Source organism: Rhodococcus sp. M8 (assembly GCF_015654185.1).
Lineage (GTDB): Bacteria > Actinomycetota > Actinomycetes > Mycobacteriales > Mycobacteriaceae > Rhodococcus > Rhodococcus aetherivorans.
Window position 1 is genome coordinate 1,865,275 of the sequence record NZ_CP064065.1, and the last position, 14,062, is coordinate 1,879,336.

General features: G+C 72.4%; 14 protein-coding genes. 4 read left to right on the top strand and 10 right to left on the bottom strand.

The window, feature by feature from the left end; genetic code table 11:
* Window positions 1–69 precede the first annotated feature (69 nt).
* From exaC to ISO16_RS08185, 7 genes are all read right to left on the bottom strand, one after another.
* The gene (gene exaC / locus ISO16_RS08155; RefSeq protein WP_006930896.1) at window positions 70–1,593 is read right to left on the bottom strand and encodes an acetaldehyde dehydrogenase ExaC; all 1,524 of its coding nucleotides are present in this window, start codon (window positions 1,591–1,593) and stop codon (window positions 70–72) included.
* Window positions 1,594–1,694: 101 nt separating this feature from the next.
* The gene (locus ISO16_RS08160) at window positions 1,695–2,996 is read right to left on the bottom strand and encodes a helix-turn-helix domain-containing protein (RefSeq protein ID WP_065922335.1); all 1,302 of its coding nucleotides are present in this window, start codon (window positions 2,994–2,996) and stop codon (window positions 1,695–1,697) included.
* Window positions 2,997–3,045: 49 nt separating this feature from the next.
* Entirely contained in the window at window positions 3,046–4,533 is a 1,488-nt protein-coding gene (mftG, locus tag ISO16_RS08165; RefSeq protein WP_072635698.1) for a mycofactocin dehydrogenase MftG, read from the bottom strand.
* A gap of 18 nt (window positions 4,534–4,551) precedes the next feature.
* Complete coding sequence (gene mftF / locus ISO16_RS08170; protein WP_029544959.1) at window positions 4,552–5,940, bottom strand: mycofactocin biosynthesis glycosyltransferase MftF; 1,389 nt, start codon at window positions 5,938–5,940, stop codon at window positions 4,552–4,554.
* Window positions 5,937–6,623, bottom strand: coding sequence for a mycofactocin biosynthesis peptidyl-dipeptidase MftE (gene mftE, locus ISO16_RS08175; protein ID WP_006930905.1), 687 nt, complete (start codon window positions 6,621–6,623; stop codon window positions 5,937–5,939). The genes mftF and mftE overlap by 4 nt, the downstream gene beginning before the upstream one ends.
* Window positions 6,620–7,060: an SRPBCC family protein gene (locus tag ISO16_RS08180; protein WP_072635699.1), complete on the bottom strand. Its 441-nt coding sequence runs from the start codon at window positions 7,058–7,060 to the stop codon at window positions 6,620–6,622. The genes mftE and ISO16_RS08180 overlap by 4 nt, the downstream gene beginning before the upstream one ends.
* Window positions 7,060–7,638, bottom strand: a complete 579-nt coding sequence (locus ISO16_RS08185; protein ID WP_206003408.1) for a CGNR zinc finger domain-containing protein — start codon at window positions 7,636–7,638, stop codon at window positions 7,060–7,062. Before ISO16_RS08185 ends, ISO16_RS08180 begins: the two co-directional genes overlap by 1 nt.
* A 99-nt stretch (window positions 7,639–7,737) precedes the next feature.
* On the opposite strand from ISO16_RS08185, the gene ISO16_RS08190 reads away from it, so the two are divergent.
* On the top strand, window positions 7,738–8,280 hold the full coding sequence (locus tag ISO16_RS08190; RefSeq protein WP_072635700.1) for a dihydrofolate reductase family protein: 543 nt from the start codon (window positions 7,738–7,740) through the stop codon (window positions 8,278–8,280).
* Between the two features lie 5 nt (window positions 8,281–8,285).
* Here the strand turns inward: ISO16_RS08190 and ISO16_RS08195 are convergent, their stop codons facing one another.
* The 3 genes from ISO16_RS08195 to ISO16_RS08205 all read right to left on the bottom strand — a co-directional run bounded on the left by ISO16_RS08195 (window position 8,286) and on the right by ISO16_RS08205 (window position 10,424).
* Window positions 8,286–9,296: an endonuclease/exonuclease/phosphatase family protein gene (locus ISO16_RS08195; RefSeq protein ID WP_072635701.1), complete on the bottom strand. Its 1,011-nt coding sequence runs from the start codon at window positions 9,294–9,296 to the stop codon at window positions 8,286–8,288.
* A 488-nt stretch (window positions 9,297–9,784) separates the two neighbouring features.
* Window positions 9,785–10,138 carry a YtxH domain-containing protein gene (locus tag ISO16_RS08200; protein ID WP_072635702.1) on the bottom strand — a complete coding sequence of 118 codons (354 nt, stop codon included), beginning with the start codon at window positions 10,136–10,138 and terminating at the stop codon, window positions 9,785–9,787.
* Between the two features lie 58 nt (window positions 10,139–10,196).
* Window positions 10,197–10,424 (bottom strand): hypothetical protein, encoded by a 228-nt coding sequence (locus tag ISO16_RS08205; protein ID WP_051446102.1) that lies wholly within the window; start codon window positions 10,422–10,424, stop codon window positions 10,197–10,199.
* A gap of 629 nt (window positions 10,425–11,053) precedes the next feature.
* Here ISO16_RS08205 and ISO16_RS08210 point away from each other — a divergent pair.
* The 3 genes from ISO16_RS08210 (at window position 11,054) to ISO16_RS08220 (ending at window position 13,927) form a co-directional block, all read left to right on the top strand.
* A complete protein-coding gene (locus ISO16_RS08210; RefSeq protein ID WP_072635703.1) occupies window positions 11,054–12,160 on the top strand; it encodes a DNA glycosylase AlkZ-like family protein in 1,107 nt (368 codons plus the stop codon).
* Between the two features lie 154 nt (window positions 12,161–12,314).
* A complete protein-coding gene (locus ISO16_RS08215; RefSeq protein ID WP_043800623.1) occupies window positions 12,315–12,659 on the top strand; it encodes a YciI family protein in 345 nt (114 codons plus the stop codon).
* Complete coding sequence (locus ISO16_RS08220) at window positions 12,656–13,927, top strand: RNA polymerase sigma factor (protein WP_072635704.1); 1,272 nt, start codon at window positions 12,656–12,658, stop codon at window positions 13,925–13,927. The genes ISO16_RS08215 and ISO16_RS08220 overlap by 4 nt, the downstream gene beginning before the upstream one ends.
* The last annotated feature ends 135 nt before the right edge of the window (window positions 13,928–14,062 follow it).

The following is a 14,062-nucleotide window of genomic DNA, read 5'->3' on the forward strand; positions in this document are numbered from 1 at the left end:
CAGGGCGGAATGGGAACGGCGCCTGCCACGTCGCAGGGGGGATGACGTGACAGGCGCCGGGTCTTCGGATCAGAAGAAGCCCTGGGCCTTCGGCGCGTAGGACACCAGGAGGTTCTTCGTCTGCTGGTAGTGGTCGAGCATCATGTGGTGGTTCTCGCGGCCGATGCCGGACTGCTTGTAGCCACCGAACGCCGCGTGCGCCGGGTACTGGTGGTAGGTGTTGGTCCACACCCGGCCGGCCTGGATGGCGCGGCCGGCCCGGTAGGCGACCCCGCCGTCGCGGGACCAGACGCCGGCTCCGAGGCCGTAGAGGGTGTCGTTGGCGATGGAGATGGCGTCGTCGAAGTCCTGGAAGGACGTCACGGAGACCACCGGTCCGAAGATCTCCTCCTGGAAGATGCGCATCTTGTTGTGGCCGCTGAACACCGTCGGCTGGACGTAGAAGCCGCCGGACAGGTCACCGCCGAGGTCGGCGCGCTCGCCGCCGGTGATCACCTGCGCGCCTTCGCTCTTGCCGATCTCGATGTAGGACAGGATCTTCTCGAGCTGATCGTTCGACGCCTGGGCACCGATCATCGTGTCGGTGTCGAGCGGGTCGCCCTGGCGCACGGCCTTCGTGCGCACCGCGGCCAGCGACAGGAAGTCGTCGAAGATGTCCTGCTGGACCAGGGCGCGCGACGGGCAGGTGCACACCTCGCCCTGGTTGAGGGCGAACATCGTGAAGCCCTCGAGCGCCTTGTCCTGGTAGTCGTCGTTGACCGAGAGCACGTCGGAGAAGAAGATGTTCGGGCTCTTGCCGCCGAGCTCGAGGGTGACCGGGATCAGGTTCTGCGAGGCGTACTGCATGATCAGGCGACCGGTGGTGGTCTCGCCGGTGAACGCGATCTTGCGGATGCGCGGGCTCGAGGCCAGCGGCTTGCCGGCCTCGACGCCGAAGCCGTTGACGATGTTCACCACGCCCGGGGGCAGCAGGTCGCCGATGACGGAGATCAGGTACAGGATCGAGGCGGGCGTCTGCTCGGCCGGCTTGAGGACGACGGCGTTGCCGGCGGCCAGGGCGGGGGCGAGCTTCCACACGGCCATCAGGATCGGGAAGTTCCACGGGATGATCTGGCCGACGACGCCGAGCGGCTCGTGGAAGTGGTAGGCCACGGTCTCGGCGTCGATCTCGGAGATCGAGCCCTCCTGCGCCCGGATCGCGCCCGCGAAGTAGCGGAAGTGGTCGATCGCCAGCGGGATGTCGGCGTTGAGGGTCTCGCGGATCGGCTTGCCGTTGTCCCAGGTCTCGGCGAGGGCGATCGACTCGAGGTTCTCCTCGAGGCGGTCGGCGATCTTGTTGAGCAGGATGGAACGCTCGGCGACGGACGTCTTGCCCCAGGCCGGCGCGGCGGCGTGGGCGGCGTCGAGGGCCAGCTCGATGTCTTCCTCGGTGGACCGGGCCACCTCGGTGAACGGCTGACCGGTGACCGGGGTGACGTTCTCGAAGTACTGACCCTTCACAGGCGGTACCCACTGGCCGCCGATCCAGTTGTCGTAGCGGGACTGGAAGGACATCAGGGCGTCGGGCGAGCCGGGACGGGCGTACACGGTCATCGGTGTTCACTCCTCGGATGGTCTGGCACCCCCCATGCGGGGCGTGTGATCCGGAACACTACGAACGTGTGGGTTGCAACTACGTTGCGTAGCTCCGAACCTCAGATCCCGAGCTGACGGTCCAGCAGCTCGATCCGGGCCTTGACCTGGGCGAACAGCGTCGAATGCGGATCGAGGGTGGTCAGGTACGCCTCCCACGCGGCGATGTCGTCGCGCCCGTGCACCGACGCGGTCCACCGCGCGAGCAACTGGGCGTCGCCGGCCCGGAGCAGCGCGGCCTGCACCCGGGCGCGCAGCTCGTCCCGGATCTCCTCGATGCCGGGCGCGGCCGATCCGGGCAGCACCGGTCCGGCATACAGACGCACCGCCGTCGCCACATCGCCGCGGTCGAGTGCGCCGCGGACCTCCGCGACGTCGGTGACGAGTTCGCCCAGGAGCCGGTATGGGCGCGAGCCGAGCCCCTCGGGTCCGAAAACCTTTCGCAGGCGCGACATCTCAGCGCGGATGGTGACGGAGTCGAGCTCGGCCTCGTCGAGCAGCACCGCAAGCCGGTCCGAGCTCAGGCCCTCGGGGTGTTCGGCGAGCAGCAGCAGGATCTCGGCGTGGCGCTGGGAGAGCGGGATCCGTTCGCCGTCGCGGTGCAGAGTGGGCCGGCCCGACCCGAACGTGTCGAGGCTCGTCCGGGCAGCCGACAACAGCCGCGGCGAGCTGAGCAGGTGCAGTCGCAGTTCCGACTCCGCGGCGGCGACCGTGGCCCGCACGAGCTGCAACACCTCCGGCGCGGCGACGCGGAGCCCACCGGTGATGTCGATGGCGCCGAGGATCCGGCCGGTGCTCGGGTCGTGCACCGGCGCGGCCGAGCAGCTCCATTCGTGCACGGTGCGGTTGAAGTGCTCGGCGGCGACGATCTGGACCGAGTGGTCGACAGCGAGAGCGGTGCCGGGCGCGTTGGTGCCCACCCGCTCCTCACTCCAGTCGGCGCCCTCGACGAAGCTCATCGACAGCGCCCGGTCACGGGCGGCGTGATCACCCTCGACCCACAGCAGCCGGCCCTGTTCGTCGCTGATCGCGACAAGCAGCCCGCTGTCGGCGGCGTCCTCCACCAGCAGCTTGCGCACGACGGGGCGGATCAGCGCCATCGGGTGCCCGGCCCGGTACCGCTCGAGGTCCAGGCCCGTGAGCAGGCTCGGCTGTTCGACGGCGTCGGGACTGATGCCGTTCCTGCGGCTGCGCAGCCAGGATTCGCGGACCACCGAGCGCACGGAGGCAGGTACGACCGACGTGTCGGCCGCGTCGAGGAACGAGCTGTGCGCCGAGGACGCGCGTTGCGCCAGCTGCGACGGGTCGTCGCCGGGCCGCAGCGCCACCCAGGGGTTGGCCGCGCCGGATCGTTCGTCGGTCATGCGCTGCTGCTCATCTGCCGGTTCCTCCTCCGAACAACTGTAACCCGAGTCACAAGCACGTCCGGGTGCCCACCCGTTCGGCCAACATCACGGCCGTCGCGTGCGGCCCACGGCTGGGCACCTGCGGGAACACGGACGTGTCCACGACGCTCAGCCCCTCGGCGGCGTGCACCCGGCACCGCTCGTCGACGACGGCCGAGGCGTCGCCGCCCATCCGGCAGCTTCCGGACAGGTGCAGCGACGTCCCGAGGTGCCGCTCGAGCCACGCGTCGCCGGGGTCGAATGCGTCCGGGTCGAGGCCGGTGCGGTCGACGATGTCCGGCATCGCCGCGAGCAGGTGCGCGGCGCGCGCCACCCCCTCGCGCAGGTCGGCACGGTCGGCCGGGTCGTCGAGGTAGCGGTAGTCCAGCAGCGGCGGCCGGAACGGGTCGGCCGGGTCGAGCCGGATCGCGCCGCGGCTGCGGGGCCTCGTGAGCACCACCCCCAGGACCGGGTCGGCGACGCCGCTACCGGGGACGGACGCGGCGAACGGTGCGGTGTAGGGGCGCAGCTCGAGGTTGCTGGCGTGCAGGACGACCTGCAGCACGGGGGCCGGCCCGGGCAGCGGTGCGCGATACCGGTAGGGGACGGCGACCTCCGGATGGTCGGTGTAACCCGTGCCCACACCGGGGATCTCGATCCGGGGGGTGATGCCGTGACGGGTGAGCTCAGCGCCGTCGCCGATGCCGGAGAGCATGAGCAGCTGCGGGGAGCCGATCGCACCGGCGGCGAGCACGACGTGGCCGGCACCGACGGTCTCGCCGTCCTCGGTCTCGACACCGACTGCGCGCGCGCCCGAGAGCACGACCCGCCGCACGCGCGTTCCCGTGCGCACGGTCAGGTTCGGCCGGGCCAGCGCCGGCAACAGGTACGCGTGGGCGGGACCGACGCGCATCCCGTCTCGGATGTTGAGCGGGACGGGGCCCACCCCGTCCGGGCCGGGCGCGTTGAGGTCGTCCACACGGCGATGGCCGGCGGCGAGCGCCGCGTCGTGGAACGCGGCGCTGGCCGGGTGCAGCCGCTCCCGGCGCGTGCGGGCGACGGGCACGGGGCCTGCCGCGCCGTGCCATCGCCGGCTCACTCCGGTCTCCGCGGCGTCCGCCGCGTCGGCGTCGGTCTCGGTGGCGCGGAAGTGCGGCACCACCCGATCGAACGACCAGGACGGCGGCCATGCCTCGAAGTCGTCCGGGCGGGCCCGCACGAAATACGCGCCGTTCACTGCGCCGGAGCCGCCCAGCAACCGGCCGCGGGCGACGACGGAGCGACGACGTCCGGTCAGCCGGGCCGGGTAGGCGCAGGTCCACGGGCTGTCCGGACCGACCGGCAGGACGGTCGCGTCGAGCACCGCGGGCGGGGTGTCGGCGGTCGTGCGGTAGCCGGGGCCGGCCTCGAGTAGCAGGACCGTCCGGTCGGGGTCCTCGCTGAGCCGGGCGGCCAGCACGCAGCCGCAGCTGCCGCCGCCGACCACGACCACGTCGGCGTGCACCGGATCGGCCATGGATGCGGGTGCCCCGGCTCAGCCCCGGATGCGGGGCGCGAGCGCCGCCGGATCCCGGGCCTCGACCGCGCCCCACCACAGTCCGGCGCCGTAGGCGATGTCGTCGAGGCGCTTGTAGAACACGTAGCGCAGGGGGTCGAGGCCGCCCTCCTCACGGTGGCCGTACCAGTCCCACAGCCCCTCGGCGACGGCGAAGCCGAGGACCGCGCGACGCACCTTCGGCGAGACCACGGCGGCGACGAGCGTGACCGGCCAGTAGTGCCGGCACAGCGCGGAGGCGACCTGCCACATCCCGCCGACGAACCCCTGCGCGGTGAGCACCGCCGCGATGCGGGTCGGCTGGTCGAGTTCGGTGAACATCCGCCGCAGCCGGAGCATCGTCACCGACAGCGACGCGACCGAACCGACGACGCCGAGGCGGGTGCGGCTCGCGGCGGCCACACACGCGAACAGCATCGACCCCGACATCGACATGGTGGGCACCGAGCCGGGGTGCCGGCTCGCGAGGGGCGCCGCACCCGTGCCGTAGAAGGCCTTGCGGGTGAACCACTTCCGGAATCCGACGCGGTGGTCGTGGGCCACGTGCGCCACCGGTTCGTAGCGCAGCCGCCAGCCGGCCTCCTGCAGCCGCCAGCACAGGTCCACGTCCTCGGCGACGTGCATGGCCTCGTCGAAGCCGCCGGTCGCGGTGAGCACGTCGCGGCGGACGATGATCGCGGCGCTCGGTACGTACGAGACCGGGCTGCCGGACTTGACGGCGGCCTCGCGGCGGCCGAGATCCAGCGACGAGCGCGCGTGTTCGTAGCGCCCCAGGGCGCCCTTGTCGGGCTCGAGCGCGACGACGCGCGGGGCCACCAGGGCCACCGCAGGGTCGGAGAAGTGCCCGAGCATCACCTCGAGCCATCCCTTCCGCGGCACCACGTCCGAGTCGAGGAATGCGACGAACGGCGTTGTGGCGGCGCGCAGTCCGGTGTTGCGTGCCGCGGCCGGACCACGGGATCGCTCGTGCCGCAGCACCCGGACCGACGCCCTGGCCGGGGCGGGCACCGGGACGTCGGAGCCGTCGTCGACGACGATCACCGTCAGTCCCTCGACGGCCGCCAGCAACCGCTCGAGCCCGGCCGTGTTGTTCTTGACGGGAATCACGACGGTGACGTCGGACGTGGCAGGCAGGGCCGTGGGACGGGGGTTTCCGACGCCGGAGTCGAGCAGCCGCCGCGCCACGACGGCGGTCTGCGAGTCGACGACCTTCACGTAGCCGTCGCCGATCATCGCCGCGGCCGCCGGGGCGAGCTTGAGCATGCGGGTGGGCGAGCCGCCGATGAGCACGCGGCCGTCGGAGTAGGCGCGCACCCGCGGGTCGATACGGACGCCGAATCCGTCGGGCAGTCGGGCCGTGCTCGTCAACGGAGTCTTCCTTTCCCATCCGGCTCCCACCGGGTTACCTGTGCCGTTGCTCGATCGACGAGTTCGGCGAACCATCGTGCCCCCTGCGCCGCGCTCGCGGGCGTCGGATCCCCTAGCACGCCGTTCGCGGACACGGCGACGATACCGCCCTCGCGCATCCGTGGCATCAAGTCGGCGAGGGTGCCGGTGTTGCCCATCTCGGCGCGGGCGGTGTCCACCACGCGCGGGTCGAGGTGCAGCAGCAGGCTGGTCTCGGTGACCCCGGCGTGGGCGTCGCCGCCGGGCACGGCGAACGGCAGCCACGCCACGTCGCGGCCCTCGTAGCGCAGCAGGGACACCGCCCTGGTCAGCGGGTGCACGTTGCCGCCGTGCCAGTTGACGAACAGCAGGCGCGCGGCCCACCGGCACACCGAACGACCGTATTCGACGAGGACTGTCTCCATCGCCTCCGCGCCGAGCGAGACGGTGCCGGGGAAGCCCTCGTGCTCGCCGCTGGACCCGTACTCGAGGGCCGGCGCGACGAGCACGCCCGGTAGGGCGGCCGTCAACGCGCGGGCGATGCGGGTGTCGGTGTCGAGCGGCAGGTGCGGCCCGTGCTGCTCGAGCGCGCCGACGGGAACCGCGACCGTGGCCCGGCCCGGTTCGAGGTCGGGCCAGTAGGCGGTGGCGAGTTCGCGGGTCACCGGTCCGATGGTAGGGGTGCACCCTCCGGGTCGCCGTCGGCGGTGGCGAGAGCGCGCTCGACCCGGGCCAGCGCCCCCTGCCAGTGGGCGCGCTGAGCAGCGCGTTCATCCGGGCCGGCGAGGCGCTCCTGATGGAAGCGGAGCACGGTGCCGCGGGGCGCGGCCGAGACGGCCACCTGCACGGTACTGTCGTGGTTCCAGCCCGCGGGCCGCCAGGTCAGGCGCACCCGGTCCCCCTCGTGGCGGCTGCGCAGCTCCCCCGTGACACCGTCGTCGCTGCGCCACTCGGCACCCGGGGCGCGCGGGACCGTCGCGCCGCGGCCGAGCCACAGCTCGGGCGTGCCGACGAGCAGCCGCCACACCGCGTCGATCGGATGCGGCACGGTCTTCGACACCCCGATCTGCCATCCGGCGTCCTTCGTCTGTCCGACCGGCATCACTTCTCCTTCATCCGATGGGCACGAACCTTGTCACGGTTGCCGCACCGCGCCATCGAGCACCAGCGCCGCGTTCCCGCGCGGGAGGTGTCGGCGAAGACGATGGCGCAGTCGTCGGCGGCGCACCGCTTGATGCGCTCGGCGTACGGACCGGTCAGCAGGCCGATCGCGTCGCGGGCCAGCGTCGACAGCACCTGACTGCCGGTGACGGGAGTGACCACGCCGGGCGGGCGCAGCTGTGGGGCGATGTCCGGCCGGGCGGCGGCCGCGTCGAGGGCGGCGCTGTCGGCGGCCGCCGGCCCGTCTCCGTCCGCAGACCGGTTCGCGGTGCGCCACAACACCTCGCGTAGTTCCTTGGCGCGGATCAGATCCTCGGCGGTGACGTCGACCGCTGCCGCGGCGACGGCCCGCCCGAGCAGGTGCGTCGCGACCCAGCGCGCGAGGTCGCCCGGGGCGTGCAGCGCCTCCCACCGGGCCCGCTCCCCCTCGCCGCCGGTGTAGAGCAGATCCAGGCACGGCGCTCCGGTGTCGACGACGAACTCGGTGCCCTCGGCGGAGCGCATGTCGATCGGACTCACGTAACCACATTAACCAGTTACACGTCCTTGCGAGGAGTTTCCGTCCGTTCGGCGGTCGGTGCGGACAGAATCGAGACACCGCGAGCGGAAGGCAGGCCGATGAGCAAGCTGCTGTACTCGGCGACGATGTCGGTCGACGGATTCATCGCCGGTCCCGGCGGCGACATGTCGTGGCTGGTGCCGTACCTCGGACCGGATCCGGCGATCGACGAACTCGTCGGCGAGATCGGCGCGCTCCTCGTCGGCAACCGCACCTTCCGCGGCGACGACCCGCACAAGGGCACACCCGCCGAGGGCGAGGCGTTCGGTGGCGGCTGGAGCGGACCGCAGTTCGTGCTCACCCACCACCCTCCGGCCGAGCCGGTCCCGGGCGTGACGTTCGTCGGTGACCTCCACGCGGCCGTGGCCGCGGCCACCACGGCCGCGGGCGGGAAATACGTCAACGTGCTCGGCGCCGACGTCGCCCGGCAGTGCCTCGAGGCCGGCCTGCTCGACGAGATCTTCGTCTGCATCGCGCCGGTCCTGCTCGGCGACGGCGTCCGGCTGTTCGACCGCCCGGGCGGAACCCCGCTCGCGCTGGAACGTCTCGTCGCGACCCGCGGGCCCGTCGCGACCGACATCCGGCTGCGGGTCGTGCGGTGAGGTCGCTATCCACCTTCGACGGAACTCTCGTCACCGGACGGCGGAGGGAGCCGGATCCCGGCGACGAGGCCGTGATGATCGGAGCCGGGCAGCTCGATCCGTTCGAGGGCGGTCGCCGTGGCGTCCCGCGTGAGGATGTGATCGATCCCGACGAGGGCCGGGTAGCGGCGGTCCGCCGGATACGTCGGCACGAGCCCGCCGCCGACCCGGTCCGCGGCGTGCACGTACCCGTCGTCGAGCAGGTCGCGGAAGCGGGTGTGCGAGTACGTCGCGTTGAAGTCCCCGCTGACCACGACCGGGGCCGTGCCGGACACCGACTCGAGCTCCGCGTCCAGTCGTTCCAGCTCGGCCGCCCACGCCGGAGCGGGTGTCAGGTACGGCGGCGCGGGATGCACCGCGTACAGGATCAGCGGGCGTCCGGGACCGGTGTCCAGAGTCGCGGTCAGGTTCGTCGGCCCGAACCCGTCGAGCGTCCGGCCGGCCGAGACGGGAAACCTGCTGTAGATCCCGGCGCCCGCACCGCCGGTCGGCGTCGGGGCCAGAAAGCGATGCGGTAGCAGGTCGTCGAGCCCCGCGACCTGCAGCGCGGCCACCGCGCCGTCGGTCAGCTCCTGCACGGTGAGGACGTCGATCTGTCGCTCGCGCACCGTCCGGACCAGCGCATCGGAGTCGGCCTGCCTGACCATGAGATTGGCCTGCATCACGCGGATGGTGGGACCGGATGCGGCGTCCGGCCCGTCGCCCGGGACGCCGGGCAGGTACAGCGGTCCCAGGGTCCATGCGCCGGCCGCGACGACGACGAGTGCCGACGCCAGCAGTACCGGTCGCCGGGCGAGCGCGGCGGCGATCGCGCCCGCCACCGTCCCGAGCAGCAGGTACGGACCCAACGACGCCCATGCGATCACGGCGTTGTTCTCCACGTCCGACGCGAAGGCCATGAGCGCGGTGAGCCCTGACGCCGTCGTGACGACCGCGAAGAAGACGGCGATCCGTCGCGCCGGCGGCGGCCTCACCATCCGGCGTGACGGTAGGGCCGGATTCTGCGGCGGGGCCGTACCCGCAGCAGGTGCCGCCGCCACAGGGCTCGGCGCCCCTGCACCACCACCGCCGCAGGCGGCGGCTCCGAGGCAGGGACCGATTCCGAGTCAGGGACCGCACGCGCACGATCTATCGCCTCGAGCGCGGTGGCCAACGCCTCCGCGTCCCCACCGACGTCCGGATGCAGCCGTTCGGCCGCGGTCCGGCGCGCCCGGCGGCGTTCGCGATCTGCTTCGCTCACCATCATCACAACCTCGCATGCCGCAACCGCGCCGAGTTGCCGACCCCGATCCGGGACACCCGCCGGCACCGTGACCGGGCAAAGCCGGCGTTCCGCCGGAGATCCTCGGTATCGCGGGCCTCCCTCCGGGGCGGGAGTGCGCAGCGACGTCCGCGCCCCGAACACACCCGCGTCCGTGATTCCGGCGCGCGGGGGGCCGCGTCGCCGAGGGCCTCATCGGCGGGCTCAGTTGTTCGGACCGAGGCTCGGCCGGTCGTCCGTCGTCGGAGGAACAGTCGGTTCCATGGCCGCCGGAGCGGATGCCGCAGCCTCGGTCAGCGGTACACCGGTGGCAGTGCCGGTGCCCGTGCCCGAACCGCGGTGGGCCGCCTTCTTCGCCAGCGCCTCGACCCTGTGCTGCACCTGTGGCACCTTGTCTTTCGCGGTCTGCGTCGCACCGCTCACCTTCTCGTGCACCGCGGGGTTGTGCCAGAGGCCGAGGGACTGATCCCTCATCTTCTCGTAGGTCTGCCGCCCGGCACGGGTACCGAGGACGAAGCCTACGGCCGTCCCGGCGGCGAAGATCACTGCTCGGACCATGCTTTCTCTCCCTTGTTCGACGAGTGCCGAGATTCGATTCGGAGGCCGCGACGAATTCCTACGGACCGGTCGCCTCTACCCTGTCGGCGCCGCCACCGCCGCGGGTACGGCAACCGACGGCGTGTGTGCCGGCGCAGACCAGCACTACGACCACCGTCCACAGCAGTGATCCGAACACCCATATGCCGACGGTGATCCCGCTGCCCACCCACAGGCCGTCGAGCACCGCGATCGACAACGGCTGCAGCACCAGCGCGTCCTCGTCACCGACAGCTTTCCCCTGCATTCGACCGCTCCTCGCCCTGTCCCCCTGTGAACCGCGAGCCCCTGCCCCTTCTCAGCGCCGTCACCTCACCCCGCAACCGCGATCGATCCCCCTGTCCCGGGAAGCCGATCCGAGGTAAGCCGGCCACCCCGTTGCCACCCGGAAACTGCTGGGGCAAGACCGAGTTCAAGACCGGAGAGGTGGCGGTACCGATGTCGCCGCGCACGTGGATCGGCGGAGGCCGCCCGATTCGTCGATCCACCGCCGAATCGAACCGCTCGTGCTCGAGAACTCACCGAGCGCCCCGCCGGGGTCCGCACCGGCCCGTGCGCGAGTACAACAGCACCATCGCAACCCTCCGGTCCCGGTCCCCTGCCAGGACCGGCCTGGCACGTGGCCCTGCAACACATCCCGGAGTCGGCGCCCGCCCGCCCTGTCACCCGTCACAACGATAGAGCAGGCAGCGGGGCTGTCGCAGAGGAACGGAGCCCACATATTCTGGGCGGACCCTGGACTCGCCGGTAGTCCGCGCGGCACCACGGGCGGGCCGCGGTCGCCGACAATGTCGTGGTCGGGATCGTCGTTGCCGGGATCGCCCGCACCGGCGCGTCCGGGGACACCACGGCGACGACAGGATCGGAGGGCCGGAAGTGGTTGTCACGACACTCGGCCGACGTCGGATCCTCGGCTACCGGGCCGCGGCCCAGGGACTCGACCGGACCTCCGCCGGGCGAGATCGGGTGCTTGCGCTCGGGGTCCAGGACACCCCGTACGGATCGGCCCGCGACGCGCTCGCCGCACGATCGGACGACGCCGCGGCAGAACATGATTCACTCGTCCTCGTATGGTCGTGGCGCGGGGCGCCGCACCTGCATCGGCCCGGGGATCTCGCGTTTCTCGCCGCGGCCCTCTGGCCGGTGAACGACACCGACGCCACGACACGTATCGGGACCGGGCAGATCCGCGAGGGCGCCCAGCGCGGCCTGCGCGCATTCACCGAGGCGGCCGAGGCCATGGGCGCCGCGCTCACCGGCCCGATGACCAAGGGAGAGCTGAGTGCGGCGGTCAGCGCGGCGGTTCCCGCCGACCTCACCTATCACTGCCCCTCGTGCAGAACCCGACACATCTCCGGTGCGCTGTTCCAGCAGGTCGGTCTCGCGGCGCGCGTGCGGGTCTGCCCACAGGGCCGCAGCACCCACCTCGACGTCCTGCCCGAAGGGATCGGACCCGATGCGGTGCCCGACCGCGCCGAGGGCACCGCTGCCGCCCTGCACCGGTACGCCGACGTGCTGGCGCCGGTCACACCGGCCGGGCTGGCGGCCTTCCTGGGCACCGACATCGCAACGATTCGCGCGGTCCTGCCCGACGATCTGGTTCCGGTGAACGGCCCGGCCGGGAAGGGCCTGGTGCCGGCCTCGGCGGTCGCTGACCTGGACGGGGCCGCCGACGTGCGAGCGACCCGCCTGCTGCCGCCCGGCGATCCGTGGCTGCAGGCCCGGGACAGAGAGTTCCTGGTCCCGGACCGAGCGCGCCGGAAGGCGATCTGGCGCCCGATCGGCAGCCCCGGTGTCGTCCTCGTCGACGGGGAGATACGAGGGATCTGGCGGGCGAGGGCCACGCCCCGGGACACGCTCGCGGTGTTGGTCGAGCCGTTCGAGCCGCTGTCCGTGCGGACGCGGGACGAACTCGAGGCCGAGGCACAGCGACTGGCCCGCGCCCGGGAGCGCACCGGCGCGACCGTGGGGTATGCCGGCTGACGATCCGGCGACCGCGCCCGGACGTGCCACCGGATGTCGGGGTCGCCGTCGACAATGAACCGGTACCCCTGTCGATCCGCCGCCGTCCCGTTCGTCGTCATGTCGTACGGCAACCCTGCCGCACAGGACACTCACCCAACGAGAGGTGCTCACCATGAAGTACATGCTGCTGATCAACGCCGCATCGGCCGACGCAGGCGACCAGTGCAGCGTCGAGGAGTGGATGGTCTACGACAAGCAGATCCAGGAGACCGGAATCGTCGTTGCCTCGGAGTCGCTCGCGGACCTGACCACCGCGACGACCGTGCGGGTCGGCCCCGACGGTGCGCGTGCCGTCACCACCGACGGGCCGTTCGCCGAGACGCGCGAGGTCCTCGGGGGCTTCTACGTCGTCGACGTGCCCGACCTCGACGTCGCGCTGGACTGGGCGGCCCGCTGTCCCGGGGCGCGCGGCGGCGGATCCGTGGTGGTGCGGCCGATCGCCGACTTCGGGCAGTGACCGCGACGGACGGGCCGGGCGCCGGCGCCCGGGTCGACGCCGCCGTGGAAGCGGTGTTCCGGGAGGAGCGCGGTCGGCTGCTCGCCGCGCTCGTACACCGCTTCGGCGACCTCGACCTGGCCGAGGACGTCGCCGCCGAGGCGATCGAGGCGGCGCTGGTGCACTGGCCCGTCCGGGGCGTACCGGCCAAGCCGGGGGCCTGGCTGCTGACGACGGCGCGGCGCAAGGCCGTGGACCGGCTCCGGCGGGATCAGGTGTACGCCGCCCGGCTCGCCGTTCTGCAGGTGGATTCGGAACGGGCCGCCCCCTCCCACACCCCGGACTCCGGCAGTGAGATGCCCGACGAACGCCTGCAGTTGTTCTTCACCTGTGCCCACCCGGCGCTGCCGGCCGAGGACCGGATGGCACTGACCCTGCGATGCCTGGCCGGGCTCGAGACACCCGAGGTGGCGCGCGCCTTTCTCGTCCCGACCGCGACGATGGCCCAGCGGATCGTACGGGCGAAGAAGAAGATCCGGCAGGCCCGTATCCCGTTCCGGGTGCCGGATCCGGACGAGCTGCCGGCGCGACTGCCGGGCGTGCTACAGGTGCTCTACTCGGTCTTCACCGAGGGATACGTAGCCAGCTCGGGGCCGGACCTGCAACGTCTCGACCTCGCCGAGGAGTCGATCCGGCTGGTCCGGATCCTGCGCCGACTGCTGCCCGGCGAGCGGGAGGTGACCGGGCTGCTCGCTTTGATGCTGCTGATCCATGCGCGACGCGCCGCCCGGACCGGCCCGGACGGCGAGATCGTTCTGCTCGCGGATCAGGATCGCGCACGGTGGGACCACGCCCTGATCGCCGAGGGCACCGCCCTCGTGCCCGTGGCGCTGACCGGCGGCCCGCCGGGTCCGTACGGAGTGCAGGCCGCGATCGCGGCGCTGCACGACGAGGCCCCCGGCGCCGCATCCACCGACTGGCCGCAGATCGTCGCGCTCTACGACGTCCTGTCCGCCCTGGCACCGTCGCCGGTCGTCGCGGTGAACCGCGCCGTGGCGGTGGCGATGCGTGACGGTCCCGAGGCCGGCCTGGCGCTGCTCGACGCACTCGCCGACGAGCCCCGGCTGCGCGGCTACCACCCGTATTCCACCGCGCGCGGCGAACTGCTGCACCGGCTCGGCCGCGACGACGAGGCCGCCGTCGCCTACCGGCGGGCGCTCGAGCAGGCCGGAACCGAACCCGAACGGGAGCACCTGCGCCGGCGGCTGGACGAGACCGGCAGGTCGTGACCGGGACGAACCCGTGGTTGCCCGCGTCTGTACGCGGACCGCTCCGAACGTAGCCGGGACCAGTTAAGTTTGCGGCCATGCAGGCAGCGGCGAGGCGGATGCTGTGCCGCACAGGGTGCGGCGGTGCGGGTGACG

Excerpts from the sequence above, each read along its gene's own strand:
- ISO16_RS08190 (WP_072635700.1), top strand. The coding sequence starts at position 7,738 with ATGAGCAAGCTGCTGTACTCGGCGACGATGTCGGTCGACGGATTCATC.
- ISO16_RS08195 (WP_072635701.1), bottom strand. The coding sequence starts at position 9,296 with ATGGTGAGGCCGCCGCCGGCGCGACGGATCGCCGTCTTCTTCGCGGTC.
- ISO16_RS08160 (WP_065922335.1), bottom strand. The coding sequence starts at position 2,996 with ATGACCGACGAACGATCCGGCGCGGCCAACCCCTGGGTGGCGCTGCGG.
- exaC (WP_006930896.1), bottom strand. The coding sequence starts at position 1,593 with ATGACCGTGTACGCCCGTCCCGGCTCGCCCGACGCCCTGATGTCCTTC.
- ISO16_RS08180 (WP_072635699.1), bottom strand. The coding sequence starts at position 7,060 with ATGCCGGTCGGACAGACGAAGGACGCCGGATGGCAGATCGGGGTGTCG.
- ISO16_RS08200 (WP_072635702.1), bottom strand. The coding sequence starts at position 10,138 with ATGGTCCGAGCAGTGATCTTCGCCGCCGGGACGGCCGTAGGCTTCGTC.
- ISO16_RS08205 (WP_051446102.1), bottom strand. The coding sequence starts at position 10,424 with ATGCAGGGGAAAGCTGTCGGTGACGAGGACGCGCTGGTGCTGCAGCCG.
- mftG (WP_072635698.1), bottom strand. The coding sequence starts at position 4,533 with ATGGCCGATCCGGTGCACGCCGACGTGGTCGTGGTCGGCGGCGGCAGC.
- ISO16_RS08215 (WP_043800623.1), top strand. The coding sequence starts at position 12,315 with ATGAAGTACATGCTGCTGATCAACGCCGCATCGGCCGACGCAGGCGAC.